The 26314-nt window shown below is 65.2% G+C and carries 23 protein-coding genes and 2 pseudogenes; 8 read left to right on the top strand and 17 right to left on the bottom strand.

Features of this window, described 5'->3' with window-relative positions; all coding sequences use genetic code 11:
* Nucleotides 1-17: 17 nt before the first annotated feature.
* The 6 genes from ACSFA8_RS19615 (at nucleotide 18) to ACSFA8_RS19590 (ending at nucleotide 6087) form a co-directional block, all read left to right on the top strand.
* Nucleotides 18-731 (top strand): SDR family NAD(P)-dependent oxidoreductase, encoded by a 714-nt coding sequence (locus tag ACSFA8_RS19615; protein WP_435481299.1) that lies wholly within the window; start codon nucleotides 18-20, stop codon nucleotides 729-731.
* 310 nt (nucleotides 732-1041) lie between these two features.
* Entirely contained in the window at nucleotides 1042-1278 is a 237-nt protein-coding gene (locus tag ACSFA8_RS19610) for a tautomerase family protein (protein ID WP_435481154.1), read from the top strand.
* Between the two features lie 282 nt (nucleotides 1279-1560).
* A complete protein-coding gene (locus ACSFA8_RS19605; RefSeq protein WP_435481153.1) occupies nucleotides 1561-2517 on the top strand; it encodes an enoyl-CoA hydratase/isomerase family protein in 957 nt (318 codons plus the stop codon).
* Between the two features lie 146 nt (nucleotides 2518-2663).
* Entirely contained in the window at nucleotides 2664-3857 is a 1194-nt protein-coding gene (locus ACSFA8_RS19600) for an MFS transporter (RefSeq protein WP_435481152.1), read from the top strand.
* A gap of 343 nt (nucleotides 3858-4200) precedes the next feature.
* A complete protein-coding gene (msrA, locus tag ACSFA8_RS19595; RefSeq protein WP_435481151.1) occupies nucleotides 4201-4935 on the top strand; it encodes a peptide-methionine (S)-S-oxide reductase MsrA in 735 nt (244 codons plus the stop codon).
* A 750-nt stretch (nucleotides 4936-5685) separates the two neighbouring features.
* Nucleotides 5686-6087 carry a cupin domain-containing protein gene (locus ACSFA8_RS19590; RefSeq protein ID WP_435481150.1) on the top strand — a complete coding sequence of 134 codons (402 nt, stop codon included), beginning with the start codon at nucleotides 5686-5688 and terminating at the stop codon, nucleotides 6085-6087.
* 262 nt (nucleotides 6088-6349) lie between these two features.
* On the opposite strand, the pseudogene ACSFA8_RS19585 reads toward ACSFA8_RS19590, so the two are convergent.
* Nucleotides 6350-6519, bottom strand: a pseudogene (locus ACSFA8_RS19585) (IS5/IS1182 family transposase); the annotation flags it as partial.
* A gap of 211 nt (nucleotides 6520-6730) precedes the next feature.
* On the opposite strand from ACSFA8_RS19585, the gene ACSFA8_RS19580 reads away from it, so the two are divergent.
* Nucleotides 6731-7960, top strand: coding sequence for an acyl-CoA dehydrogenase family protein (locus tag ACSFA8_RS19580; RefSeq protein ID WP_435481149.1), 1230 nt, complete (start codon nucleotides 6731-6733; stop codon nucleotides 7958-7960).
* A gap of 85 nt (nucleotides 7961-8045) precedes the next feature.
* Here ACSFA8_RS19580 and ACSFA8_RS19575 read toward each other — a convergent pair whose 3' ends face one another.
* The 14 genes and pseudogenes from ACSFA8_RS19575 to ACSFA8_RS19510 form a co-directional block, all read right to left on the bottom strand.
* Nucleotides 8046-8360, bottom strand: coding sequence for a YciI family protein (locus ACSFA8_RS19575; RefSeq protein WP_435481298.1), 315 nt, complete (start codon nucleotides 8358-8360; stop codon nucleotides 8046-8048).
* Nucleotides 8360-9255 (bottom strand): annotated as a pseudogene (locus ACSFA8_RS19570) (intradiol ring-cleavage dioxygenase). The gene ACSFA8_RS19575 and the pseudogene ACSFA8_RS19570 overlap by 1 nt, the downstream one beginning before the upstream one ends.
* 48 nt (nucleotides 9256-9303) lie before the next feature.
* Nucleotides 9304-10323 (bottom strand): branched-chain amino acid ABC transporter permease, encoded by a 1020-nt coding sequence (locus ACSFA8_RS19565; RefSeq protein WP_435481148.1) that lies wholly within the window; start codon nucleotides 10321-10323, stop codon nucleotides 9304-9306.
* Between the two features lie 4 nt (nucleotides 10324-10327).
* Nucleotides 10328-11188 carry a branched-chain amino acid ABC transporter permease gene (locus ACSFA8_RS19560; protein WP_435481147.1) on the bottom strand — a complete coding sequence of 287 codons (861 nt, stop codon included), beginning with the start codon at nucleotides 11186-11188 and terminating at the stop codon, nucleotides 10328-10330.
* 15 nt (nucleotides 11189-11203) lie between these two features.
* Nucleotides 11204-11917 carry an ABC transporter ATP-binding protein gene (locus ACSFA8_RS19555; RefSeq protein ID WP_435481146.1) on the bottom strand — a complete coding sequence of 238 codons (714 nt, stop codon included), beginning with the start codon at nucleotides 11915-11917 and terminating at the stop codon, nucleotides 11204-11206.
* A 25-nt stretch (nucleotides 11918-11942) separates the two neighbouring features.
* Nucleotides 11943-12662: an ABC transporter ATP-binding protein gene (locus ACSFA8_RS19550; RefSeq protein ID WP_435481145.1), complete on the bottom strand. Its 720-nt coding sequence runs from the start codon at nucleotides 12660-12662 to the stop codon at nucleotides 11943-11945.
* Nucleotide 12663: 1 nt separating this feature from the next.
* Nucleotides 12664-13917 (bottom strand): ABC transporter substrate-binding protein, encoded by a 1254-nt coding sequence (locus tag ACSFA8_RS19545; RefSeq protein WP_435481144.1) that lies wholly within the window; start codon nucleotides 13915-13917, stop codon nucleotides 12664-12666.
* A gap of 44 nt (nucleotides 13918-13961) precedes the next feature.
* Nucleotides 13962-15035 carry a maleylacetate reductase gene (locus ACSFA8_RS19540; RefSeq protein WP_435481143.1) on the bottom strand — a complete coding sequence of 358 codons (1074 nt, stop codon included), beginning with the start codon at nucleotides 15033-15035 and terminating at the stop codon, nucleotides 13962-13964.
* A gap of 9 nt (nucleotides 15036-15044) precedes the next feature.
* Nucleotides 15045-16016, bottom strand: coding sequence for a Bug family tripartite tricarboxylate transporter substrate binding protein (locus ACSFA8_RS19535; RefSeq protein WP_435481142.1), 972 nt, complete (start codon nucleotides 16014-16016; stop codon nucleotides 15045-15047).
* Between the two features lie 18 nt (nucleotides 16017-16034).
* Nucleotides 16035-17498 (bottom strand): aldehyde dehydrogenase family protein, encoded by a 1464-nt coding sequence (locus ACSFA8_RS19530; protein ID WP_435481297.1) that lies wholly within the window; start codon nucleotides 17496-17498, stop codon nucleotides 16035-16037.
* Between the two features lie 85 nt (nucleotides 17499-17583).
* Entirely contained in the window at nucleotides 17584-18591 is a 1008-nt protein-coding gene (locus tag ACSFA8_RS19525) for a hydroxyquinol 1,2-dioxygenase (RefSeq protein ID WP_435481141.1), read from the bottom strand.
* Nucleotides 18592-18733: 142 nt separating this feature from the next.
* Nucleotides 18734-19246: a cupin domain-containing protein gene (locus tag ACSFA8_RS19520; RefSeq protein WP_435481140.1), complete on the bottom strand. Its 513-nt coding sequence runs from the start codon at nucleotides 19244-19246 to the stop codon at nucleotides 18734-18736.
* 148 nt (nucleotides 19247-19394) lie between these two features.
* Entirely contained in the window at nucleotides 19395-20342 is a 948-nt protein-coding gene (locus tag ACSFA8_RS19515) for a LysR family transcriptional regulator (protein WP_435481139.1), read from the bottom strand.
* A 181-nt stretch (nucleotides 20343-20523) separates the two neighbouring features.
* A complete protein-coding gene (locus ACSFA8_RS19510) occupies nucleotides 20524-20847 on the bottom strand; it encodes a hypothetical protein (protein WP_435481138.1) in 324 nt (107 codons plus the stop codon).
* Nucleotides 20848-21214: 367 nt separating this feature from the next.
* On the opposite strand from ACSFA8_RS19510, the gene ACSFA8_RS19505 reads away from it, so the two are divergent.
* Nucleotides 21215-22801, top strand: coding sequence for a hypothetical protein (locus tag ACSFA8_RS19505; protein ID WP_435481137.1), 1587 nt, complete (start codon nucleotides 21215-21217; stop codon nucleotides 22799-22801).
* Between the two features lie 180 nt (nucleotides 22802-22981).
* On the opposite strand, the gene ACSFA8_RS19500 is transcribed toward ACSFA8_RS19505, so the two are convergent.
* Both ACSFA8_RS19500 and ACSFA8_RS19495 read right to left on the bottom strand, forming a co-directional pair.
* On the bottom strand, nucleotides 22982-23248 hold the full coding sequence (locus ACSFA8_RS19500) for a hypothetical protein (protein WP_435481136.1): 267 nt from the start codon (nucleotides 23246-23248) through the stop codon (nucleotides 22982-22984).
* A 241-nt stretch (nucleotides 23249-23489) separates the two neighbouring features.
* Nucleotides 23490-25307, bottom strand: a complete 1818-nt coding sequence (locus ACSFA8_RS19495) for a phage integrase family protein (RefSeq protein ID WP_435481135.1) — start codon at nucleotides 25305-25307, stop codon at nucleotides 23490-23492.
* Nucleotides 25308-26314: the final 1007 nt, after the last annotated feature.

Here is a 26314-nt window from a genome sequence, read left to right as displayed (position 1 = left end):
CTTCCAAGGACAGCATCATGAATAGCGTTAGCAAAGTCGCCGTGATCACCGGCGCTTCCAGCGGCATCGGCGCCGCCCTCGTCAAGGCCTACCGGGCGGCCGGCTTCCGGGTCGTCGCCAACTCGCGGTCCATTCGTCCGAGCGACGATCCGGACATCCTGGCAGTCCAAGGCGACATTGCCCACGCGGCAACGGCCGAGCGCATCCTGCAGTCGGGCGTGGAACGCTACGGGCGCGTCGACACCCTGGTCAACAACGCCGGGATCTTCATGGCCAAGCCGTTCACGGATTTCACCGCGGCCGACTGGGCGGCGAACATCTCGACCAACCTCGAGGGCTTCTTCCACGTCAGCCAGCAGGCCGTGAAACGGATGGAGAAGCAGGGGTCCGGCCACATCGTTCAGATTACGACCAGTCTCGCGGATCAACCGATCCAAGGCGTTCCCTCCGTTTTGGCTTCGCTGACGAAAGGCGGGCTGAACGCCGCCACGAAGTCGCTCGCCATCGAGTATGCGGCGCGGGGCATCCGCGTGAATGCGGTCTCGCCCGGCATCATCAAGACGCCGATGAACCCGCCTGAAACCCACGAGGCGCTCAATGGACTGCATCCGGTGGGACGAATGGGCGAGATCGACGATATCGTGAAGGCGGTCCTCTTCCTCGAGGGGGCTTCGTTCGTGACCGGGGAGATCCTCCACGTCGATGGCGGCCAGTCTGCTGGTCGTTGGTGAGACTGCTCAGAACGCCCTTCTCCGTGCTTCACGGGGAAGGTCTTCTGTCGCGACAGATGATGGCCCGAGCCACCCAGCTGGCTACGGCGCGCACCGCGCCTTGGTCCGCCCAAGTTGCTCCTCGACTCCTCCGTATAGCCCTTCTTCAGCATCCGACCGATGAGCTTTCGTTGGTGTGAGCGGCTGGCATGAGCGACACCATCGTCCAATGGACTCGACTTGGTACTTCTGATGTGATCCACGATGGCGCGGCTCGAGACCAACGAGCGCACCGAGCCAGATGCCGCGCCGGCAACCTAAGGAACAGCCCATGCCTATTGTCACCATTCAGGTCACCCGCGAAGGCAGTCAACCTGGAGCCAGTGCAGTCACGGCTTCAGAGAAGGCTGCATTGATCAAAGGGGCCAGCGAGATGCTACGCGGCGTGCTGAACAAGCCGCTCGAAAGTACCTTCGTAATCATCGAGGAGGTCGATACCGACAACTGGGGATGGGGTGGCCTGCCGGCGCTCGAGTTTCGTCGACAGCGCGACGCAAAGGCGAAGTAGCCCGCGCCCGATCCTCCGCGAGGCGGTCTGCGCGTGCGCACCGATTGCTACGGCATCGACGCCCGCCCCCGGGGTCGATCGAGCCAGGAGATCGCACGTTTCATGGCGAACGGCACCGAGCTGACCCGACCTCGTGCCGCCATATACGAAGTTATTTCAACACCATCGTCCAATGGACGTGACGTCACGAGTCTGGTTTGATTAAGCAGAACCGTTGACAACGACGATCAATTTCGAATCGTACGACTCGCGGACTTTTCACCATCGCCTTAGGAGTTCAGTATGAAGTTTCACCTTCTCGCTCCGGCACTGCTCGCCTCCATCTTCGCTATCACGGCACCTGCGCATGCGCAGAACACCTCAGCGGCAGCCCAGCAGACTTCGAAGCCTCGGTCATCCACCGATGCCAAGGACCAAATCCGTCTCACGCGAGTGACGCCCGAATACTGGCGAGTCACCTTTCATAACCCGCCGTTCAACATCTACGGGCCGAATACGACCCCGCAGTTGAACAAGGTCGTGACTGCGATCGAAGCCGACCCGCACGTCAGGGTTGTCGTGTTCGACAGCGACGTCCCCAACTTCTTCCTGACCCACTACGACTTCGTGCCGCCGTTGGCCGACACGACCAGCCTGCCTCCCGGGCCGACCGGGCTGCCGCAGCTGCCGGACATGCTGGTGCGAATCAGCAAGGCGCCGGTCGTGTCTATTGCGTTGATCCGCGGGCGCGCCAGCGGCGTGGGCAGCGAGCTTGCCCTTGCCAGCGACATGCGATTCGCCAGCCGCGAGAAGGCCATGCTGTCGCAATTCGAGATCGGCGCCGGGTTTGTTCCCGGCGGTGGCCCGATGGCCCGTCTGCCGCGGCTGATCGGACGCGGCCGTGCGCTCGAAGTGCTGTTGACCGGCAGTGACATCAACGGCGAGCTCGCCGAGCGCTACGGCTATGTCAACCGTGCGCTGCCGGACGCCGAGCTGGACGCCTTCGTCGACTCGATGGCCCGTCGCATCGCCGGGTTCGACAAGCAGACCATCGGCGACATCAAGGGCCTGGTGAATCGCAACAGCCTGCCGCCGAACGATCAGATCGGCGCTGAATGGGATGCCTTCCTCCGCTCGGTAAAACGCCCCGCGGCACAGCAGCGGATCGGACAACTGATGGAGCTTGGCCTGCAGACCGATCCGGACGTCGAAAAGCATCTGCCGGACTACACCGGCAAGCTTGCGGGAGCGTCGAAATAGGCCAACTTCGCGGGCGCCCGGTGACAGGGCCATGCTCGTGAAGAATAGTTTCGTGATGAAACTTTGATGGTTTAGTAAGTTTCGTCACGCAACTTCGCTCACTCGACTCCCGCATCTGCGGCTCGAGGCTTTCTGGAGTTCTTCTCATGGACAAACGCCTTCTTGTTCTGGCCGGCGGCATGTTTGCGATCGGCACCGACAGCTTCGTCGTCGCCGGCGTGCTGGGCCAAGTGTCCGCCTCGCTCGATGTGTCCATCGCGATGGCCGGGCAGATGATCACTGTCTATGCGCTGAGCTATGCATTGCTTTCTCCGGTCATCGCGGCGACGGCGGCGCACTGGCCGCGCAAGCGGGTGCTGCTTGCTGGACTCGCGGTGTTCGTGCTCGGCAATGTCATCACCGCCGTGGCGCCGAGCATCGAACTCGTGTTGGCCAGCCGGCTGCTGGCCGGCCTGGGCGCAGCCATGTTCAGCCCGACGGCGACGGCTTCCGGCGCGTCGCTGGTGCCGGCGGAGCAGCGCGGCCGTGCGCTCGCCATCGTCATAGCCGGCCTGTCCAGCGCGACCGCGCTAGGCGCGCCGCTGGGAACTTTCATCGGAGGATGGCTGGACTGGCGCGCAACGATGTGGTTCGTCGCCGCCGTCGGCACCCTGGCCGCGATCGGAGTGGCATGGTACCTGCGGGACATCCCGAATCCGCCGGCCGTCAGCCTCGCGCGCCGACTCGCGCCGCTGGGCGATGCGCGCGTGCTGCTGACGCTGTTCACCACCTGGCTAGTCTATGCAGGCCTCTTCCTCGTCTACTCCTACATCGGATCGAGTTTCGACCGGGCCACTGGCGGCGACGCGCGGGTGCTCGCCGCTCTGCTGTTGCTCTGGGGCGTGGCCGCGACTGTCGGCAATCTGGTCGCCGGCCGACTGACCGACCGCTTCGGCAGCCGCCGCATCATCAACGTTGCCATCGCAGTGGTCGCGCTGGACTTCGCACTGCTCCCTTGGAGCTCGGCCTCGCTCGCGACCGCCCTGCCCGCCCTTGTCGTCTGGGGCCTGTGTGGCTGGGGCCTGCTCGTGCCGCAGCAGCACCGTCTGATCGGGATCACGCCTGCGGCGGCGCCGCTGCTGCTGGGGCTGCATTCGACAGCCATCTATGTCGGTGTGTCGATGTCGGGGCTCGTCGGCGGCGCGGCCCTCACGTGGATCAACAGCCATTACCTCGGCCCCGTCGGCGCCGTGTTCATCGCCGTGGCGCTGTTCGTGGCCGAATGGGCACACCTGCGCATCGCGCGGGCGGATCGTCACCCGGCCGGCACAGCCGCCGTGGCGACCGGCACGGCACGCTGATACTACGGCGTGCTCGTTCCGCCGGATCGCCGCCTCGAGCATCACGCCCGCCGCTTTGCCCACTGTCGGCTCACATAGCGCGCGAGAATCGCCTCCGTCGGTGCGGTGTTCAACAAGCGAGCTCAATGAAGCCGGTACTCGAAGGCCAGCCGTCAGAGGCGCCAGCCTCTCGAACTCAAAGGCCGCTGTGCTTCGGTGAAGCGGCACGCGAGACCTGCGGCAGTGCAACGTAGTGTGTGAATGAGTCAGCAGGGATACAGAGGGACACGCCCTTTAGGGGGACGAAGTGATCCGTGATCAGAATCCGCTGACTGTCCTGTTCTCTCATTCATCGGAGTTATCTATGAGTTCTCGTTTTCATCGCACTCCGCGTCTCGACACGCGAGGCAGGTGTGCGCTTGCAGGCCTTGCCTTGGGGGTGGTGCTCGTGCTGCATCCCGCGGCTTGGGCTGGCCCGGCCCACCCCGTTCCGCCGACAGCAATCGATGTCACCTCGGCGAAGAATGCTGGACTCGAAACAGTGGTCCTCGCGGGCGGGTGTTTCTGGGGCGTCCAGGCCGTGTTCCAGCACGTTTTGGGTGTGAGCAGCGCGGTGTCGGGCTATGCCGGTGGAACCGCCGAAACAGCGGACTACCAGAAAGTGGAGAGCGGCAAGACGGGCCATGCCGAAGCTGTGCGCGTCACCTACGATCCGAAGAAGATCAACTACGGCCAACTACTGCAGATCTACTTTTCCGTGGCTCATGATCCCACTCAGATCAACAGGCAGGGGCCGGACTACGGTCCGCAGTACCGTTCCGTGATCTTCGCCACGAATGCAGAGCAGTCGCGCGTGGCCAGCGGGTATGTCGAGCAACTCAATCGATCGAACACCTTCGGCAAGGCCCTCGCAACCAAGGTGGAGTCGGGTCGAGTCTTCTATCCGGCGGAGGCCTACCATCAGGACTACGTGACCCTCAATCCGGCCAATCCTTATGTGCTGATCCATGAACTGCCGAAGATCGAGAACTTGAAGCGCAAGTTCCCGCAGTTGTATCAAGCGAACCCGGCGCTCGTGCAGCCGAAGAAGGCAGCCTAATGCTCTTCAGGACCATTCTGAAACGTTGACGGCGTCGGCGCGACGGGTGACCCAAGGTTCGGGCGATCCTAGGTGAACGAGAAGTCACTCAAGTCTATGGAGACCAGCAATAGACCGCGCACCCGCTTCATATCGGGCCCCCTCAGATAGGCGCGTCTCCGCGAGGCCATCTTGATGCCTTGAACTTCGAACACCCTATCCACATACTGTGCGGCCGAAAAGCCGCCGACCACTCTCATGGAGACCTTCGGCTCGCCAGCAGAGCGAATGGGACGCCCCACCATGTCGCGTCACCGCTTCGCCAACGATGGCACCGGCCTCCGGATCCATCTCGACCAGACTCTCTACGCACCCCGAAAGCGTGCCTCGTTCCGGCATGCCCAGATACGGATCATCAAGGTCCCTGACCGGACCACATTGCAGGCCCACCTCCTGCGCGATTTTCTCTATGGCGGGCCAGACCTTGTCTCCCTCCGACGGGAAAACGTTGAAGGCATCGACGATGAGCGGCGCCGTGACGGGCTGGGAGTACGTGGCCCAATCGCCCGGTGTAGGGCGCGCCTATGTATGCCAGTGTGTCTCGGGACGGCTCGCGTACGTTGGATTTCAAAAGCCCGCGCCGCTCGACACATCCGGGATACACGCGGCCGATGTAATTCATTCGGCGCGTCCTTCGGACGTGCCGGGATTCGGCCTTCACCGCAGTCCCGACCTCTTCGATCCATCACCGTCCCAATGAAAGGACATTCCATGAAGACCACTCGAATCCTCGCAGCGGCCGCGCTGCTTCTAGGCGGCAGCCTCTCGCTGCTGCCGGCCCAGGCCCAGCCAACCGGCATCGGACGCACCGACATCATGCGCAGCGACCTCAGCATCCAGGGACGCGAGGTCATCCAGGTGCGCGTCGACTTCGCCCCGGGTGCGGCGTTCGGCAGGCATTCGCATCCAGGCGAAGAGATTGCCTATGTCCTCGAAGGCACGATGGAATACCAGCTTGACGGAAAGCCGCCCGTCACCTTGAAGGCCGGCGAGGCCCTGTTCATCCCCGCCGGCGTGGTGCACTCGGCGAAGAACGTGGGCAGCGGGCAGGCATCGGAACTCGCCACCTACATCGTCGAGAAAGGCAAGCCCGTCCTGGTGCTGGCCAAGTGAGTCCGCGGCCGATGAACGCACACCCGTTCGTCGGCAGGCCGGAACTCGCGCGAGACATGCTAAGAACTTTTCAACGTCAGCAAACTGCACAACTTTTACAAGGTACGTCTTGCAGACGACGGGGGTGAAGCTTCAGTGGCTGACTAGGGAAGGTCTGAACAGGTCACCAATTGGCCTGCGATGAAGGCCAATGGTGTGCATGGTGATGAATCGCGCCGCCAGATGCCCCGAATCGATGATGTCTGCCCCTCATCCAGCGCCCTCAGGCTGTTTGCGGACGCACCCGTCCCATCATCGCCATCAATTTCTTGCGCGCCATCCACAGATTGGACAGCGCAAACAGCGTGATCACATGCGCCGTGTTCTTGCCAGCCCCTTGAACCTCACCTTCGCGAGACCGAATTGGCGCTTGATCACTCGGAACTGCTGTTGAGGTCAGCAACGCTAGCCAGATCATTTAACGATGCTAGCCGCTCAGTAAACTCTATTTGAGGACGCGCGCTCCGTCATGCAGGAGACAGCCGGGGGAGCCCGATCCGGGCACCATGGAGGCACTTCCATTCGAGCTGCACCATCCGCTTGCTGATCAGAGACAACCTGCAGCAATACGTCGGTCATCATCCCTCACCCGAAAGTCATCCGCATGGAATTCGCCTACACGCCCAAGGTTCAGGATCTGCGCACCCGCCTGCTCGCCTTCATGGACGCGCACATCTACCCGAACGAGCAGCGCCAGGCCGAGGAAGCGCATCAGTCCTACCTGAGCGCACAGAAGAGCGGCGGCTTCTACACCGGCCTGCCACTGCTGGAAGATCTCAAGGAAAAGGCCCGGGCAGCGGGCCTGTGGAACCTGTTCCTGCCCGAAACTGCGCACGGTGCCGGGCTGACGAACCTGGAGTACGCGCCGCTGTGCGAGATCATGGGCCGGCGCTACTGGAGCGCCGAAGCGTTCAACTGCAGCGCGCCGGACACGGGCAACACCGAGGTTATCGAGCGCTACGGCTCGGCCGCGCAGAAGGCGCGCTGGCTGCAGCCGCTGCTCGATGGCCAGATCCGCTCCGCCTTCGCGATGACCGAACCGGCCGTGGCCTCTTCGGACGCCACCAACATCGCCTGCAGCATCCGGCGCGAGGGCGGCGAGTACGTCATCAACGGGCGCAAGTGGTACATCACGGGTGCCATGAACGAGCGCTGCAAGCTCTTCATCCTGATGGGCAAGACCGACCCCGACAACGCCGATCGCCACCGCCAGCAGTCGATGATCATCGTGCCCGCCGACACCCCCGGCATCAAGGTGGTGCGCGACATGGCACTGGTCAATCACTATGACGCGCCCTTCGGCCACCCGGAGGTGCTGTTCGAGAACGTGCGCGTGCCGGTGGACAACATCCTGCTTGGCGAGGGCCGCGGCTTCGAGATTGCGCAGGGTCGCCTCGGCCCGGGGCGCATCCACCATTGCATGCGCATGATCGGCATGGCCGAATCGGCGTTGGAGATGATGTGCGAGCGCGTGGTGTCGCGCGTGGCCTTCGGCAAGCCGCTGGCCGAACAGGGCGTTTGGCGCGAACGCATCGCGAAGAGCCGGATGCTGATCGACCAGACCCGCTGGATGGTGCTGCATGCGGCTTGGCGCATGGACACGGTGGGCAACAAGGTGGCAGCCAAGGAGATCGCGATGATCAAGGTGATCGCGCCCAACAACTGCATCCAGGTGATCGACGACGCGATGCAGGCCTTCGGCGCCATGGGCCTGAGCCAGGACACGCTGCTGGTGAACTTCTGGGCCTATGCCCGCCACCTGCGCATGGCCGACGGCCCGGACGAAGTGCATCGCAATGCGATCGCCAAGCACGAGCTCGCGGGCTATCGATAGGCGCAGGGTGAAGTGCGCGCGCCGTGGCGCCACCACGGTTCAGGTTCACTTGGCCGATGGCTGCTGCGGCCTGAGTTGAAGGTCATCACACTTGGCATGATTCGCAGCGGCCGAGCCCCCAACGCCACTCCCGGACGATAACTTCTGCGAACAGGCCACCCACCACATAGGGATCCGAGGCAAAGAATGCTCTTGCAGCAACCTTATCTTCAGCCGCGACGACGAGCATGGAGCCGTTCATCAGACCCGCTTCGTCCAAAGTCGCTCCGCCTAGAACCGCCACAACGCCATTCCCATCAGGCTGCCGGATGTATGCGCGGTGCCGCTCGCGATTCTCCTGTCGGAGAGACTCTGCGCCAGGCCGATCCGTGGCGAAGATGACGAAGTGTCGGATGCCCATCATGGCGTCCGGGCACTGTCGCGGCTCATGGTCGCCGCAACTGGTTCCAATACGAAGTCGAAGTTGAGCACGTGGAACGGCGTCGGTTGTCCGCTCCCGTCAGGCGCCTCGCCCGGCGGATGACGCACGAAGTCGCCGATCAGCGAGCTGCGCACGCCGAACACAGCATCGCTGTCGAGATAACGATCCCCATCACTGAAGACATGGGTGATCAAGGTTTCATAGCCCGGCGCCACGATCATGAAGTGCACATGCGCAGGCCGCCAGGGGTGTCGGGCCGTCGCGTTCAGCATGCGTCCAACCGGGCCGTCCGTGGGATCGGATAGGCCACCGGCATCACGCCTCGAAACCACAGGCGTCCCGACGCGTCGGTGCGCAGCACGCCCCGGCCTTGTGCCGTCGACAGCTCTGCGCGTTGAACATCGTAGAACCCTTCGGCATCGGCCTGCCAGACGTCCACCTGCGCATTGGCGATGGGTTCGCCCTTCGGCCCGCGCACCGTGGCCTGCACGAACAGCGGTTCGCCGGCGGCGCCACCGGAGATGTCATCGCCGAGTTCGAATTCCGGTGCACCGGGTACGTGAAAGGGACCGAACACCGTGGCCTCGGTCGCCTGCGAACCCTTGGCGTGATTGAGCGCGACGTTCAGCGTGGACAGGCCGAGCGTGTCCGACAGCAGAATGAACTCCTGTCGCTTGCCGTCGCACTTCTGCCCGGTCGCGGTCAGGAATTCGATCCCTGCCATCCATTCGGCCTCCGTCAGCTTCACCTCTCGTGCGAAATCGTGCATATGACGCACCAGCGCCGACAACACTTCCAGAAGCCGGGGATCAGGGCAGTCGGCCAGGCTCGCGAGTACCGCGGGTGTGATGGTGTTTTCGTTGATGTTCCGCATGAATGCCTCTCTCTTGTGACGGACGGTTCGGGATTGCAACGGCAGTGCTCAGGCGCCGGACTGAACCAGCTTTCGCTGGGTCGGAAACAGCGACCAGCCCCAGCGCTGCTGGGCATAGCCCCAGAGGCCCTGCTTGAAGAACAGCGTGACCACGATCGCGAGCAACCCCAGCCCGAGCAGGTACCAGGTGCCGTAGTCGCTCAGGAACTTGTTGAGCGCCCAGAAGATGAGCGCGCCCACCAGCGGGCCTTCGATGCGGCCGATACCGCCGATCACCACCATGAAGATCGCGAAGCCCGACCAGTTGACGCTGAAGGCCGCATCGGGGCTGATGCGCAGGTTGCCGACGAAATACAGCGCCCCGGCCAGCCCGGCGCCGAAGGCCGCCACCACGTAGACCGCCAGCTTCATGCGTTGAACCGGCACGCCCTGCGACTCCGCCGCGACCTCGTTGTCGCGGATTGCCAGAAGGGCCAGGCCGCGCTTGCTGCGCAGGAACAGGTACACCAGCGCAATGGCCGCGACCACGCAGGCCAGCGCCATCCAGTAGGTCACGCTTTCGCGCGTGGCTTTCTCGATGCCGCGCAAGGCGGTGAGCGTGGTGCCGGAGCCGCCGCCGACCGCCGACACATTGGCGAACGAGAGCCGGAACACTTCCGCAATCACCCAGGTGCCGATCGCGAAATAGCCGCCCGACAGCCGGAACGCGACGAACGACACCGGCACCGCCACCAGCGCGGCCGCCAATGCACCCAGCGGGATCGCGACGAACGGGTTGACCCCCGCGAAGTTGCCCAGCATCAGCATCACGTAGCCGCCGAATCCGAAGAAGGCCTGCTGCCCGATGCTCACCATGCCGCCGTAGCCGGCGAGCAGGTTCCACATCATGGCGAAGATGAAATAGCAGGCGATCTCGACGAACTCGCGCATCCAGCTCGACTCGCCCCACCAGGGCAGGCTGGCCGCCAGCAGCACGAGCGCCGCACCGATCGCCAGCGCGGTATGGCTGGCACGATTGCCGCGCACCACGTCGAAGGTCGGGTTCGTTATTGCAATGTCGTTGTCCATGGTTTCAGCCTTTGGTCTTTGGAAAAAGGCCTTGCGGGCGCAGCACCAGCACCGCCAGGAAAACAATGTGCCCGAACCAGATGCCCCAGCCCGGATCGAGCCTGAAGCCGATCTGCTGGGTCAGCCCGAGGATCATGGCGCCGGCCAGCGTGCCCCAGAACGAACCCATGCCGCCGATGATCACGGCCTCGAACGCGAACAACAGCAGCAGTGGCCCGTCTGACGGCGACACGGTGGTGCGCATGCCCTGCAGCACGCCTGCGATGGCGATCAGCACGAACGCGATGGCGGTCGCGAGCGCATAGACCTTTCGGGCATCCAGGCCCATCAGCTCGGCGATTTCGCGGTCGTCCGACACGGCCCGGAAGGAGCGGCCCAGCGCGGTGTGCGCAAACAGCCACTGCAGTGCCGCAGTCACGGCCACCGCAACCGCCAGCACGACCAGCGGCAGCACGCCCAGCGAGAGCGCGTCGCCCACCTGCACGCCCTGCGTGGCGAGCCCGCCGATCTCGATCGCGCGCGGGTCGGCCGAGAACATCTCGAGCAGCAGGTTCTGGATCACGATCGACAGGCCGAAGGTCACCACCAGCGAGGGCAGCGGATCCTTTCCCAGCGTGCCGTTGAGCACGTAGCGCTGCAGCGCATAGCCAAAGCCGAACGCGAGTGGCAGCACCGCCAGCGCAACCAGCCCGGGCGCCCCGCCCGTCAGCGCGATGCCGCCAATGGCGGTGAACGCGGCCAGGATGATGAAGTCGCCCTGCGCCGTATTGGTCAGCCGCATCACGCCGAACATGAGCGACTGGCCAAGGGCGAACAAGGTGTAAAGGCCGCCGAGCAGCAGGCCTTGAATGAGGGTTTCGATCATGGTGTCGGGCCCGGTTCAGAGGCCGAAGTAGGCCTGCGAGATCTGCTCACGCGTGAACGCGTCGGAGCGCCCCTGCAGCGAGACGCGACCCTCCTGCAGACAGTAGATGCGCTGCGACACGCGCTGCGCCATGGTCACGTCCTGCTCCACGATCACCACCGTCATACCTTCGCCGGTGATGGCCGGCATGGCGGCGTAGATCTCGCGGATGACGATCGGCGCCAGCCCGAGCGACAGTTCGTCGCACAACAGCACCTCGGGGTTGCTCATCAGCGCGCGACCGAGCGCCACCATCTGCTGCTGGCCGCCCGAGAGCGAGGTAGCCGGAAGCTGCCGCTTCTCGGCCAGGATCGGAAACAGTGCATAGAGGCGCTGCAGGTTCCACGGGCCCGGCCGCTGCGTGAGGCCTCCCATCAGAAGGTTCTCCTCCACGCTCAGGCTCGGGAACAGACGCCGGCCCTCCGGCACCAGCGCCAGTCCGCGCCGCACGATCTCGCCCGCGGGCATTCCCCCGATCGCTTCGCCCTTGAACTCGATCGCCGTGTGCGGTGCGCGCACCAGGCCGGTCAGGCATTTCAGAAAAGTCGACTTGCCGGCCCCGTTGGAGCCGATGATGGCGACCAACTCGCCCTTCGCGAGCTCGAAGTCGATGCCGAACAGCGCTTGCGCGTCGCCGTAGAAGGCCTGCAGGCCGCGGGTCGCCAGTAGCCGGGTCACGTCAGCACTCATGCTCGGCTCTTTCTCGGCGTGGCACTCATGCTTCCATCCCCATGTACACGCGCCGCACCTCGGCGTCGGCCATGACAGCCTGCGGCTCGCCCTCGGCGAGCTTCTGGCCGAAGTTGATTACGAACAGCCGATCCGCCAGCGAAAGCAGCGCGTGCACGACGTGCTCGATCCAGATCATCGTGACGCCGCGCGCCTTGATGCGCCGCAGTTCGTCGACCAGCACACGGGCCTCGTGTTCGGTCAGCCCGCCCGCGATCTCGTCGAGCAGCAGCAGCCGGGGCCGTGTGGCCAGTGCCCGCGCCAGTTCGAGCCGTTTGCGGTTCAGCAGCGTCAGGCCACCGGCCGGCCGGTTGGCATGCGGCATGAGTCCGGTCTGCTCCAGCACTTCGTGGGCGGTCTGCCAGGCCTCGCGCTCGCGCTGCTTTCCGCCGAAGCAGGCTGCCGTCACCAGGTTCTCGAACACGCTCATGTTGCCAAACGGCTGCGGCACCTGGTAGCTGCGCCCGATGCCCGCATGGCAGCGCTGGTGCGGCTTCAGGCCGGTGACGTCGCGCCCCTCGTACTCCACGCGCCCCGCGTCCACGCGCACGTCGCCCGAGATCAGGTTGAACAGCGTCGTCTTGCCCGCACCGTTCGGCCCGAGGATGCCCAGCGTCTCGCCCTCCTCGACCGCCAGCGTGATGCTGTCGGTGACCTTGAGCGCGCCGTAGGCCTTGCTGACGGCATGAAGAGCGAGCAGCGCCATGTCAGAGCAGTTTCAGCGTGCCGCCGGTCGGGATGTTCTTGGCCAGCTCGTTGTTGACGATGGTCAGCTCGACCTTGTACTTGCTGCCCTTGTTCCACTGGCCGAGCACGAGCGGCGTCTTGCTGACGTTCTTCATCGGGCCCTGGCCGCCCCACTTCACCGGCCCCACCACGGAATCGATCGAGGTGGCGGCGACGGCATCGCGCACGTCGGCCGGCTTCAGCGACCTGGCACGCGACAGTGCGTTGGACGCCACTTCGAACAGCGCATGCGCAAAGCCGATCGGCTGCGTCCACTGCTTCTTCGCGCCGGCCTCGTAGGCCTCGGCCAGCGCCTTGGCACTCTGCTTTGTCAGGCTCGAGGTGAAAGGGTGCGACGGACTCCACCACACTTCGGTCGAGAGGCCGTAGCCGAGTTCGCCGAGCGCCTCGATCGCCCCCGGGAACAGCAATGCCTTGCCGAGCGTGATGACCTTGGGTTTGAAGCCCTGCTGCTTTGCCTGGGTCAGGAAGGTCTTGGCATCGGGCGGGATCACCACGCCGGTGACGATCTCGATGCCATCCTTCTTGAACGCCGCAATCTGCGCGGAGAAGTCCTGCGTTCCGTTCTGGAAGCGGCCGGGGTCGGTGAGCGTGAAGCCCATCTGCGAGAGCGGCTTCGGGAAACCCAGCTCCTTGTCGCCCCAGGCATTGCCGTCGCCATCGTTCGGGAACAGGCCGCCGACCTTCTTGTTGGTCGCGACGGTCTTCCAGCCGCTGGTGAAAGCGCCAATGACGTCCTCCAGGCCCCAGAACAGGTGGTAGGTCCAGTTGAAGCCTTTGGCCGGGTCGCCCTTGCGGCCGAAGAACCAGGGCTGCCAGGGCACCACGCTCGACACGCAGGGCACCTCGTTGAGCTCGCAGGCATCGCTGACCGGATTGGCGGTCTCGGGCGTGCCGGCCGTCAGCATCAGCGCCACCTTGTCCTTGAGGATCAGGTCGTTGGCGACCTCGCCGGCTCGGTTCGGGTTGGACTGGCTGTCTTTCAGCACGATCTGCACCGCGTACTTCTTGCCGCCGACACTGATGCCGTCCTTGAACGCCGTCTTCATCTGCTCGATGACCCATTTGTCGGCTTCGCCGAACGGCGCGAGCGGGCCGGTCTGGGGCGACACGTAGCCGATCTTGAGCGTGTCGGCCGCGAGCGCCAGCGGCGTGGCGCCCGCGGCGGCCCATGCGGCGGCGGCCTGGGTGAACTGTCTGCGATTGAGCGTCATGAATGTCTCCTTCTCGTTGGATCTGCCTGAAAAAACTCGGGGGATCAACCGGGCGGCTCGCCAGCCCAGGCGCGCTGCAGCAGCGCGCGGATCGCGTCGCGCTCCGCCGGGCCGAAGGGCCGCGGATTCCAGTAGGGGTTGCGCACCGCGATGTCGGCCGCACTGTCCAGGTCGGTCTCCTTCATGCCGATGTCGCGCAGCGCGACCGGCGCGCCGTTATGGCGGGCCAGATCCTGGATTCCCTGCGGTGCTGCTTGCGCACCCAGCGCCCGGGCGATGCGCGCCATGGCCTGCGGCGCGGCTGCGGCGTTGAAGGCCAGTGCGTGCGGCAGCACGACGGTGTGCACTTCGGCATGCGCCAGATTGAAGCTGCCGCCCAGCGTGTGGCACAGCTTGTGGTGCAGCGCCATGCCGACGTTGCCAAGCACGCTGCCACAGAGCCAGGCCCCGTAGAGCGCGTCGCCCCGCGCCTCGATGTCGTCGGCCCGGGCGCGGATCGCCGGCAGCGCCCGCGCCAGCGCCGCGATCCCCTCCTGCGCCATCAGATCCATCACCGGGTTGCTGTCCTGCGCGTAGAGCCCTTCGGCCGCATGCGCGATGGCATTGATGCCGCTGGTCACGGAGAGGCCCACCGGCAGCGTGCGCGACAGCTCGGCGTCGTAGATCACGGTGCGCGGCAGGACGCGGAAGTCCTTACCGGTCTTTTTCAGGCCGCCCTCGGTGAGCCCGTAGATCGGCGTCATCTCGCTGCCCGCATAGGTGGTCGGAATGGCCAGGATCGGCAATCCCGAATCGAGCGCAATGGCTTTGCCCAGGCCGGTGGTCGAGCCACCGCCGATCGCCACGGCACAGTCCGCGCCCAGGCGCCTGGCGACCTCGCGCGCCTCGCGGGCGGTCTCGATCGGCACATGCATCACGGCACGGTCGAACACGCCCGCGGCCTGCGCGCCCAGCATGTCGGCCACGCGCTCGGCCTGGGCCCGCTGCTCGGGCGTGCTGAGCACCAGCGCACGGCGCATGCCCAATGCGTCGATCTCCCGCGCCAGGTGCTGCAGCGAACCCGCGCCGAACACCACGCGCTGCGGCTGGCTGGTGTGAATGAAGTCGCGCACGGCCATGGCCCGGCCCTACTCGAGGCTGAGCTGGCGCTCGCGCACCAGCCGCGTCCACTTGTCCTGCTCGGCCCTGAGCACCGTCGCGAACTGCTCGGGCGTGTTGGCGATGCCGGTCAGGCCCTGCTCCTGCAGGCGCGCGGCGAAGGCCGGGTCGGTGACGATCCTGCGCACCTCCGCCTGGAGACGGTCGATGACCGGGCGCGGTGTGCCGGCCGGGGCCAGCATGCCGACCCACGAGTTCACCTCGAAGCCGGGGTAGCCGCTTTCGGCAACGGTCGGCGTGTCCGGGTAGGCGCTCACGCGCCGCGCCCCGGTCTGCGCCAGCGCGCGCAGCTTGCCGGCCTTGACGTTCGGCTGCGCCAGCACGGCCGACAGGAACATCATCTCGACCTGCCCGCCCAGCAAGTCCTGCTGGGCCGGGCCGCCGCCGCGGTAGGGAATGTGCGTGACGAAGGTGCCGCTCACGGCCTTGAACAGCTCGGCGGTCAAATGGTTGCTCGAGCCGGGCCCGACGCTCGCGTAGTTGTAGCGCCCCGGCTGCGACTTGAGCAGCGCCACGAAGCTCTTGAAATCGTTGGCGGGCACCTTGGGATTGACCACCAGCACCAGCGGGTTGCTCGCGATCTGCGTGACCGGCTGCAGATCCTTGGCGACGTCGAAGCCGAGCTTGGGATAGACCAGCGGATAGGTCGCATAGCTGTCGAACACCATCAGCAGGGTGTGACCGTCGGGTGCGGCGCGCGCGACTTCCATCGAGCCCACCGTGCCACCGGCGCCGCCGCGGTTGTCGATGATCACGGGCTGGCCGAGCGCCGCCTGCAAGCGCGGCTGGATCTGGCGCGCCACGTTGTCGACGATCCCCCCAGGCGGGAACGCCACCACGAGCCGCACTGGCCTGCTCGGCCAGTCTTGCGCCTGGATCGGGGCCGCCCCGCACAAAAGCAGCGCGCAGGCGGCCAGATATCGAAAGATGCTGTAGGTCATGGGGTGTGGTTTCCGGCGTCAGCGTTTGAAGTGCGGCGGGATCTGTGCATCGACGTTGACCCACACGCTCTTGACCTGGGTGTATTCGCGCATCGCGTCGAAGCCCATCTCGCGGCCGTAGCCGCTCTGCCCCACGCCGCCAAACGGCGAGCCGGGATTGACCCGCTTGTAGCTGTTGATCCAGACCATGCCGGCGTGCAGGTCGCGCGCCATCTTGTGCGCGCGCTGCAGGTTGGACGTCCACAGCCCGCTGCCCAGGCCGTACTCGGTGCCGTTGGCGATCTCCATGGCCTGCGCGTCGTCCTTGAAGGTCAGCACCGTCACGAACGGTCCGAACACCTCCTCCTGCGCCACGCGGTCACGGTACGACCGGGCGCGCACGATGGTCGGCTCGACGTAGCAGCCGCGCGCAAGATCACCGCCGGGCGCCTTGCCGCCCGCGAGCAGCTCGCCGCCCTGCGCGGTGGCCACGTCGACATAGGCGAGCACGCGCTCGCTGTGCTGGGCACTGGTGAGCGGGCCCATCTCGGTGGCCGGATCCAGCGGGTTGCCGAGGCGGATCGATTGCGCCAGCGGAATGAACTTGTCGAGGAAGGCATCGGCGATCTTCTCGTGCAGCACCAGCCGGGAGCCGGCGATGCAGGCCTGTCCCTGGTTGTGGAAGATGGCCCAGGCACTGCCGTTGATGGCGGCCGGCAGAAACGCGTCCTCGAACACGATGTTCGGCCCCTTGCCGCCGAGCTCGAGCTGCACCTTCTTCAGGTTGCCCGCGCTCGCCTGCACCACGCGGCGACCCGTGGCCGTGCTGCCGGTGAACGCGACCTTTGCGATGCCCGGATGCTCGGCGATGTACTGGCCCACCACGCTCCCGATGCCCGGCACCATGTTGACCACGCCGTCGGGCAGGCCGGCTTCCTGCATCAGCTCGGCGATGCGCAGCGACGTCAAAGGCGTGATCTCCGCCGGCTTCATCACGATGCAGTTGCCGGCGGCGAGCGCCGGCGCCATCTTCCAGCTGGTGAACATCAGCGGAAAGTTCCACGGCACGATCTGGCCAACCACCCCGACCGGCTCGCGCAGCGTGTAGTTGAGAAAGCCGGCCTCGACCGGGATGGTCTCGCCCTGGAACTTGTCGGCCATGCCGCCGAAGTAGCGAAAGCACGCGGCGGTGCGCGGCACGTCGAGCGCGCGCGAGTCGCGCACCGGATGCCCGGTGTCCAGCGATTCCAGGCGGGCCAGGTCTTCGGCGTTGGCCTCGATCAGATCCGCCAGCCGAAGCAGGATGCGGCCGCGGTCGGCCGCCGCCATGCGGCTCCAGGCCGGAAATGCGCGGGTCGCGGCGGCCACCGCCTTGTCGACGTCGGCCTTGCCGGCGAGCGCGACGTCGGCGATGGTCGAGTTGTCGTGCGGATTGAGCGTGGCCAGCGTCTCGCCCGACTCGGCGTCGACGAAACGCCCGTCGATGAAGAGTTGGTGGCGAATGGGCGTGACGATGCCCACCGCGGCCTGGAGGTCCGCGAGATTCATGAATGGCTTTCGTGGTGCGGCCGGCTGGGCCGCAGGCTTGTCAGAACTGAACCGGAACCTCGGGGCTCTCGCCCTTCTGGATCTCGTAGACCAGCGTCGGCGAACCGTTCTCCCAGACGAGGAGCATCGAACGCTTGGGGCTGAAGCCCTGGTGGCGGCAATAGGCCGGCATGGCGGACATGTCGCCGGCCTTCATGATCACGCGGGCCATCGGCTTGCCGGTGTTCTTGTCGGCGCAGTCCCAGTGGATCTCGTCGGTCATCTGGAAGAACCACTCGACACGGTCGTTGCCATGGATGATCGGCAGGATGTGCTCTTCGGTGGTCGGGCACATGTAGCTGTGCTTCACCACCGAAGTGAAGCTCGGGTTCCAGGTCACCTGCGAACGACTCAGGAAGCCGAACAGGCTGAATGCGTGCACCTCGTTCTCGAAGCCGGGCTCCGGGTGCAGCTCGGGTTGCTCCTGGGAGACATCGGCGAACGCGCGGTTGACCGGCGCGCCGCTCGCGTCGCTGCGCAGGTTCAGGTCGCCCTTGAGGCCGACGCAGCGCGTGGCGAGTTCACGGGCGCGCGTCACCTTGGCGGTGTTGTTGCCGTTCTTGCGACCGTAGGGCGAGCCGGTTTCCTGCGGTGCCGCGAACGGATCGAAGGTCTCGTTGGTCCAGTCGTCGAGCATGGCTTCGAAGGTGGCGCGGATCTGCGCGCTCGGAAAGTTCTCCAGCAGGTCGATGCCCGCCTCTTTCATCGTGCCGTTGAAGCTGCCCGCATACAGGTCGACCGACTGGTAGTGGTTGACCGTGCCGAACACGTGGTCGAAATTGACCCAGCCGTAGAAGAAGCCCCAGGCCACGTCGCGCATCAGCGCGCGCAGGTAGCTGCCGGCGTCCATGGTGTGGCTCATAGGCCGGCCGTCGCGCGTTTTCCAGTTGATGTGGACGAAATACTCGTCACGGCGGAAGCCGAAGCTGCCGAGCGAAAAGTCCTTGTAGCCAAGCGAAGCATTCGGCTGCGATGCGATGACCTTGGCGAGTTCTGCGGGTGCGTTCATGATGTTTTCCTCATCTGGTCTTGAATATTCAAGTGCCGTGTCTTTCGTGGAACACCGCGGAACCGGCTTCGCCGGGCCGCCGGTGTTGCCCCCGGTAGGGGGTTGGCGAAGCGACACGAAGTGCGCGAAGACTGGGGGCGAGTCAATGAGCCTGGCAGATGTCGGCCCACTTCTCGACCGAGAGGTCGCCCTTGCAGCTCTGCAGGACGATCACACCGGGCTCGCCCGGTGCGCGGAACTGGTAGGCCGTGTTCTTGGGCAGCAAGCCCTGATGGCCACGCGAGAGCTTCATCCAGCCCATCTTCTTGCCCTTGGGCTCACCCCGCACGAGCACCGCCCCATTCTTGTCGGTATCGGCCACGGCCTGGCCAGCGTCGAGTTGCACCAGGTGCACCTCGACCGTCCCGTCCATCACCAGCGCGAACTCGTCATGCGCGCAGGTGTACCAGGGCGAGTTGCCCTCGGCGCGCAGCGTCTCGAGCACGTAGATCTGGTTCTGCCCGAACACGACCTTCTCGTACGGCTTGCTGTTGCTCGCAATTTCGAAACAGTTCGAGAATGCATAGTGGCGCACGTCGTCGGCGATCGGCTCGACGCGACCCTTCTCGAAATTCTTGAGCGACCCGAACCGGGTCTGGTAGGCGGTGGCGGTCATGGGCGGGTGTCTCCTGCTGAAGTCCAAGGACGCAGCATGTGCTGCGGATGTCGAACTGTAGGCAGCAACCCGGCGTCGCGGTAGGGATCAAACGCCCGCCGCATTGTTCGGCAAATCCGGTCAATAGCGCGGGTAAACCCCCGAGCGCTCAGTCGGAGAAGAAGGTCGGCGGCAGCATGCCGCGCTCGATCAAGCGAGCGTCCCACGGCGCCACGCGGCTGAAGGCGGCAGCGATGTGCTCGATGAAGAGCTTGAGCTTGAAAGCATTGCGCGACGTGCTTGCGTACACGGCGCTGAGCGAGAACGACGAAAGCTGATGATCCGGCAGGACGACCTGCAATTCCCCCTTGAGGATCGCCTCGCCGGCCACCAGCGTGGGCAGGCAGACGATTCCCGCATGCTCGAGCGCGTACTCGCGCAGCAGGTGCACGCTGTTGCTCAGCAGCGCCGCGTTCATGTAGAGCGTGACTTCTTCCTCGCCACGGCGGAAGGTCCAGCGATCCCGCGTCGGGTAGCCCGAGTAGAGGCCAAGGGCATGCTTGTGGAGATCACGCGGGCTTTCGGGCGAACCTGCCGCGCGCAGGTATTGCGCGGTGGCGCAGAACACGCGCCTGACCGGAAACAGCGGCCGCGAGACCAGTTCGGTCGAAGCGGCGGGAAAGATCTGAAGCGCGCAGTCCACCCCTGCCTTGACGGGGTCGACGACCGCATCACTGACGATCAGCTCCAGACGAATGTCGGGATAGGTCACCTGAAAATCCTTGAGCAAAGAGGCGAAGTGACCCAGCACGAAGCCCGTCAATGCATGGATGCGAAGCACGCCTGAAGGCCCCACGCGCGCACCTCGCATCTGGTCGAGGACATCGTTGGCGCGTCCGATGAGGCCGACGCAGTCACCCAGGAAGGCCTGCCCGACGTCGCTCAGGCGAACCATCCGCGTGCTCCTGTGAAACAGCGGCGCGCCCACGTAGTCTTCGAGTTGCTTGATCCGGCTCGTCACGACCGACTTTGCAACACGCATTTGCCGAGCCGCTTCCGCGAAGCTTTGAGTCTCGGCGACGCGAACGAATGTCTCTATGTTTTCAAGGCGGTCCATGGAAAGCATTCTCGAACGTAGTCTCGCCACCCGCTCAACGCGAAGAAGCGGCGCAGGATGATCAATGCCGGTCGCAGCGCGACCGTACTTATGGCACTGGCAGCACTGGGCTTTCGCTGATCTTGGGCCTGGATCAATGTGAAGCAACGCCTGCCGACGGCAACACGTCCGGCCTGCCACGCTACTGTGCGGCGCCCGGCGCCCCCGAGGCAGTGGCGGATGTCCCCGTACCTGGTTGTTCAAGCGATCCGAACTCTGTGATGCCGGTTCGCGGTCGCGCCAGGTACTCGGCGATCCACAGGCGAGCCTTGACGGCCAACTGGCGATGAGCCTCTTCTTTGGACTTCGCTCCAACGATGGCGAGGCGGCAAACATGGTTGCCGCCGCGTTGGATGTCTGCGAAGTAGAGAGCGCTCTCTCCTTGTCCTTCGAGCCCAACGGACATGGTCCAGTCAGCAGGCGCCAGCGGCCCGCCCAGGCCTTCATCGGATGGATACAGATTCATCGCTTTCCTCGCCCTACCTTGTTGTCGGATTACCGTCGCCAATGCTCTGGGTCGAATGTACGACGGTGCTCTGGAAAGTGGGAACTTTTCACATATGCCGGCAAGCGCTCAGTTGCCGGCGTGGAGCCGCGAGGCAAGCCGGGCACGCCACCCCGAAAAGTAAGTGGCTCGATTGCGAAGTTTCCGTGTCGTTTCGCAAGCATCAAGCGGGCGATCCAGTTCACTCCCGTTCTGCACATGCTGGCGATTCCTTCCACCCCGGAGGATCTGAACCACCGCTCTTCGTGCCAATTTTCGGCTTCTTACAGACGTGTACATTTCTGAGATCCTTCCGCCCCGAACTCCGCCATCGGCCCATGCATCGCCCATGACGCTCTACCTGCGCCGCATCTTTTGCGTCTTGCTGTGCCTGCCGGCCTGGGTCCTTGCATCTGAGCCCACCGAATTCACCGCCGCCCTGCGCGCAACGACCGTGGGCGGCAACGCAGCCGACGCCTTCTTCCTCGTCGGTCTGTTGCGCAGCGCCGGGGCGCCCGCCGCCGAGGTGGAGGCCTTGCGCCGCGAGCTCTTGCATGCGTATCTGGCCCGGATCACCGACCCGGCCGCTCCGCCCGCACCCCAACCCGGCGCCTGGGAGTCCTTGAAGCGCCGGCTGCCCGGCATGACGTCTCCCCCGAAAGACACCGTGGCCGCCGCCATTGCGCGCGGCCACTCGCGAAGCGGCGTGCTGGAGGCCCCGTTTCGCGCCGCGTGGCAAGGCGCCCTCAACCAGGGGCTGACCCCGCGGTGGGAGACCGGCGCCGCGCGCACGCCCTTTTTTGCCATCTCGATGCGCGATATGCAGGCCATCGCGCCCGGCCTGTGGGCCGCGCCGGGCGCTGGAGGCAAAGTTCACCTGAAGCTGGCGCTGCGCCTGGCCAACACCTCCACCCAGCCGCTTCCCGTTTTCCGGCCCGACGTCATTCTGGGCGGTGCGCCCGGCACCGGGCTCGGTGGCCTGGCCTTTGCCTGCACATGGGATCACCCGGAACACAACCTGAGCGTCATGCAGGCCAATACGGTGACCATGCTGCAACCCGGCGAAGCATCCGCGCCATTGGCCTGCGAAACGCCGCCCGCCCCCATGTATTGGCGCGATCAATTGCCAGCGCTCACGGCAGCTGGCGCGGCCGCAAAGCCGCTTCTGGTGCCGCACGATCTGGACAGTGCACAGCGCCTGCATCACTTGGAACTGGCGCTTGCGGAACTCGCGCCGCAAGCCGAAGACTGGAGCCGACGGCTGCTGACGGCACGGCAGGAGCCCGCGCGGCAATGGGCGCCCGGCGCGAGCCCGCTGGAGCCGCCCGTGTCGAGCCGTTGGGCCGCGCGGCCCCATCAGGGCTGGGAGACTTCTGCTGCGGCCTTGAAGTACTTCCTGGGCGGCACTATGCTCGCGCTCGCCTTGTTTGCCGGCGGGCGCGGCCTGCTGCACGCGGGTATGCCGAAGTTCGCCGTGGCGGGTGTCACACTCCTGGCCGGTGCCGGCCTGGCCGTGCTGGCCACCGCGAGCCTGGGCGGCGGCGACACCGGTTACAGCCATCCGCTCTACACCGGCATTGCCTTGTGGAGCGCCTTCGGCCCCGTTCTGCTGTGCGTGCTGGCGCTGCACGGTCTGCAAAAGCTGCTGGACAACGAGCAGATCGATTGGTGGGACGCCGTGGCCAAGGGCTGGCGCAGCACGCTGAACCTGACTTCCGCTACCAGCCGCGCCGAGTTCTGGTGCTTTCTCGCCCACTGCGCCTGGCTGTGGGCACTTGCACGCATCTGCCTCGCCCCGCTGGATCGTTGGATCGGCCTCGCCCTTATGGTGCCGGTGCTGACGCTGACCGTACGGCGGCTGCGCAGTATGTCGGGGACGGAAGTTTTGGAGATGGGCTTGTCCGCAGCATGCCTGGTGTTGCTGGTCATTCTTTGACCGGAACGGCGCTGAAGAGGCTCTGCATCAGTCCCGGCCGTGCTGTCGCAGGGCTTGAGCTCCCGCTTTGTCTCTTCGACCGCGGGTATTAACGCCGCTCACGCCAGTTTTGCCCGAATGGGCCATGCAGGAAGGCGAAGTGCCCGCGGTTCTGCTGACGGGGCGGTTTTGGCCGGTTTTTCACATGGGTGACAAGGGGCCGCCGCCGGTGGCCGTTCCCGCCTGCCAAAACTTCCACCACGGCCGCGGAGTGGCAACGGGCTCCGGCGGCAACTGCGCCATCTGGCTCTCGCGCAGCCGTCTGCGCTGCTCAACCTCCAGCGCATGGGCGATTCCATAGGCCTCCCGATCTCCGCGCAAGGCTTGCGCGCGCCAGGACGTAGCGAGGCGCTCAAGCTCCTCGTCATCGATGTGGCCGAGTTGCGGTGGCGTGCGGGCGGTGGTCATTCGTTCGAAGTTAACCCGAGTAGATCGCAGACGGTATTGGGAATCATGAGGATCAGGGGCGGCTGTATCCTTGACACGACGCGGCCCTCCTCACTGCGATGGAGATGGATCGCTATCTTCTCCAGCGAGCGAGGCCGCGAGGGCGCTCGCCGCCCTTGCGGAAGTTCACGAGCAGCCGGGATTGCCTTCTTGCAGTCAGCTGGCCGGACATCGTCGCCGTCGAAACGTGCCCCTGTCTATTCTAATTACTCTGAAGTGGCATGGCAGCATGCCCCGCCCCTCCCTGAAAGGCGTGCGCGCCATGAGAGTTCCGAAGCCAGTGAGCGCTCGCTTTCTTAAGGCGCGCTGAATGTTCAGCGGCAAGTCCGCTGGCTGCATGATCCAGACGGCGCTTGATGGCTTTCGCCAGGCCCGAAGCGGATACCGGCGACACCGGTGCTTGGAGGGTGTCGAAGCGCCCCAGGATTGGTAGAGCCGCGTGGCCGGACGCCAATACATCCGGCACCAACCCGTTGCGATCAAGCTCCCGATGGAGTTCAGCCACCAGCTCCAGCGGCACAGGCACCTGTCGGCTTCGGCTCCCTTTGCCGGCCACCTGGAGCAGCCAGCCGGTCCGTAGGGCACCCTGCGCATCCGTGAACTCAAATCGCTCCATGTGCCCGCAGCGCGCACCGGCGACCTCCGAGATGCGCAGACCGGTTGCATGGAGCCAGTGCAGCGCGCGTACCGAGCGCCGCGATGCCGCCGTGTCGGGGGATTGTTTCAGACGCGTAGCGAGGCAGTCCCATTGGGGCAGGGTCAGGGTTCGGGTCGATCCAAGCGGTGGCGTCGCAGGCGCCAGCATCGCTACCGCAGCAAACGGATTGTTGAGCAAATATCCCTGGGCGATGAGGAACCCGAACAGCCCCCGCAGCACGGTCATGGCGTGCCGTTGCGCGGTCAGAGACAGTGGGCCCTCGAGAGGCCGCCACTGCATCGACCATCGTTGCTGATGCCTTGGGCCGCACCAGTCGAGCGGCGGGTCGCCCAGGAACGACCGGTAGGCGACGGCGTCCTCCACGGCGAGCGAAGAGATCGGCTTGCGACGCACGAGCACGCTCCAGAGCATCAACCTTTCGGCCTCCTTGCGGTAGGCACGCCGGGTCGCAGACAGCCCGCCGGCCTGGGCGGAGCCTGCCTTGGCCGTCAGCCAGGCGGCGATGGCTTCGTAGTCGTTGGCAGCGACCAGCAGACACCGTCCCGTGGGAGCACGGAACTGACCGAGACGGCCATCCAGGTCGGCGGGCACGCGGAATTTCTCCCATGGCAACAGCGCAGTGCCTGGCGCCACCGCACCGTCCAACACCGCTGGCGGCACTTGCGTGCGCGGCGACAAGGCATGGGCGCCAAGTCGCAGACCTGTGCTGCCCTCCTGGGCCTGAAGCCAGGCCACGACCCGGGCGGCTTTCAGTGCGCCGACACCGGCCACCGGGCGCCACCAGCGCGCACCGCTCGCGTTGATGTGCGCCGCCAGCGCAGAAAGGGTTGCCAGTCCACTGCGCTGCAGGCGTTCGGCCACGGCCGGATTGAGCCAGGCGGCCACGCTGTCTGTTGCGCGCGGATCCTGGGCGACGTGCGACTCGAGCCAGCGCAGCGCTTCCAGCTGGCGCGCAATGACCCTGGCTCTTTTCGGGGGTCGCACGCCGCGGCGGCTGTTGCCAGCGCCGGCTTCCGGATAGGCATCGGCATAGGCTTCTGCTTGCTCGGCTTCCGAGAAATCTTCCAGCCCGCGCTCCAGCGCGAACTCTTCGAGGCTGGGCAGGGTCTGCTGTCGCGCGCTGAAACGCTCCGGATCGAGACGCACCAGTCGTGCCGTGCCCGGCCGATCCTCGCGCTGCGCTGCAGCGGCGAACTCGTCTCGGATCCAGGCGACGGTCTGACGCACGTTGCGTCGGTCGTTCGACTCGCCTTCGCTGCGCAGGTAACGGTCCCACAACTCGCGCTCGTCCAACCCCTGCAACAGCCCTCGCATGAAGGCGAAGTGCGCGCGCTGAAGCTTGCGGCTCGGCGGGGCTTTCATCGGCTATGCCGGGCATCCCGGCAGTGTGGCTGTGCAATGGGCTCGAGGCGCGCATCGGATGCGCACCTCCCCCCCGGATCCCCGGAGCGGTCGGGAACTGGAGCCTGATTTCGGTAAATCGCCGTGGTCATCGCTTGATGGGGTGGTTCGTTCAGCCGCCTGTCGGCTCAACCGACTGCTGTGTAGCGAACGGATGATATCTCGAATTATCATCCGTGCTACTTCTTGATGCCGAAACGGCTCTTCTGCAAAGACATAAGATTTACTTGTTTGAAATCAAAGAGTTAGAGGCGATTCTCGGGAATCTGAGCGAGCCTCCATGGCCAAACTGTCGTCACTTGAGCATTCGCAGGCAACCTCCCGCCCTGTCAGTAAATCGTTCGCTTCGCTCTTTGCGACACTGTGCTCGCGAGGTGTCCGCGCGTAGCGCAATTGCGCCAAGGCCAACTGCGCGAATCGATTTGGTTGGCGGCAGCGCCTTTGTAAACAGGGCATGGTTCCGGAACCATACTGCCAGCAATAGCCCGATTTCGGATTCGCGAATCTCTGTCTTCGGGCATGCCCAGTTCGCGCACGCCCCTATGCGACGTGGAGTAATTGCTGCCGCCTGCCACGCGCCGCCGAGCGGCACCCGCTACGCGTCAGCGTGGATCGAGGCGGCGCTGCCAACCAGACGGCAATGACTTCAGGAGCCTCCTCACAGTGCATTGAACCGCGAGCCCCTGCTCCATTCGCCACTAGAACTCGATTGCAACGCATCCAGACGCAAAAGGTCGTATGGGGCGGTGGCGCGGGTACGGCACCGAGCGTCGTGCCTCAGTGGTCGCGTCGAATGCCTGATCGGCGATGAAGACAGCGACGGCAGCTGGACGGAGGATTTCCACCGATGAGTCGGGGTGACGGTTCGTCAAGGCTCGCCACGCCAACCGTCGGCCGGATCACCTCAAAAAAAAGGGGGGGTGGTTCCAGAACCACCCCCCCTTGTCCGGATGCAAGTCCGGTCACCA

This window comes from Variovorax nitratireducens (assembly GCF_051216545.1).
Taxonomy (GTDB): Bacteria; Pseudomonadota; Gammaproteobacteria; order Burkholderiales; family Burkholderiaceae_C; genus Variovorax.
The sequence above is the reverse complement of the archived record's forward strand: the minus strand, read 5'-3'. Positions and strand labels throughout refer to the sequence as shown.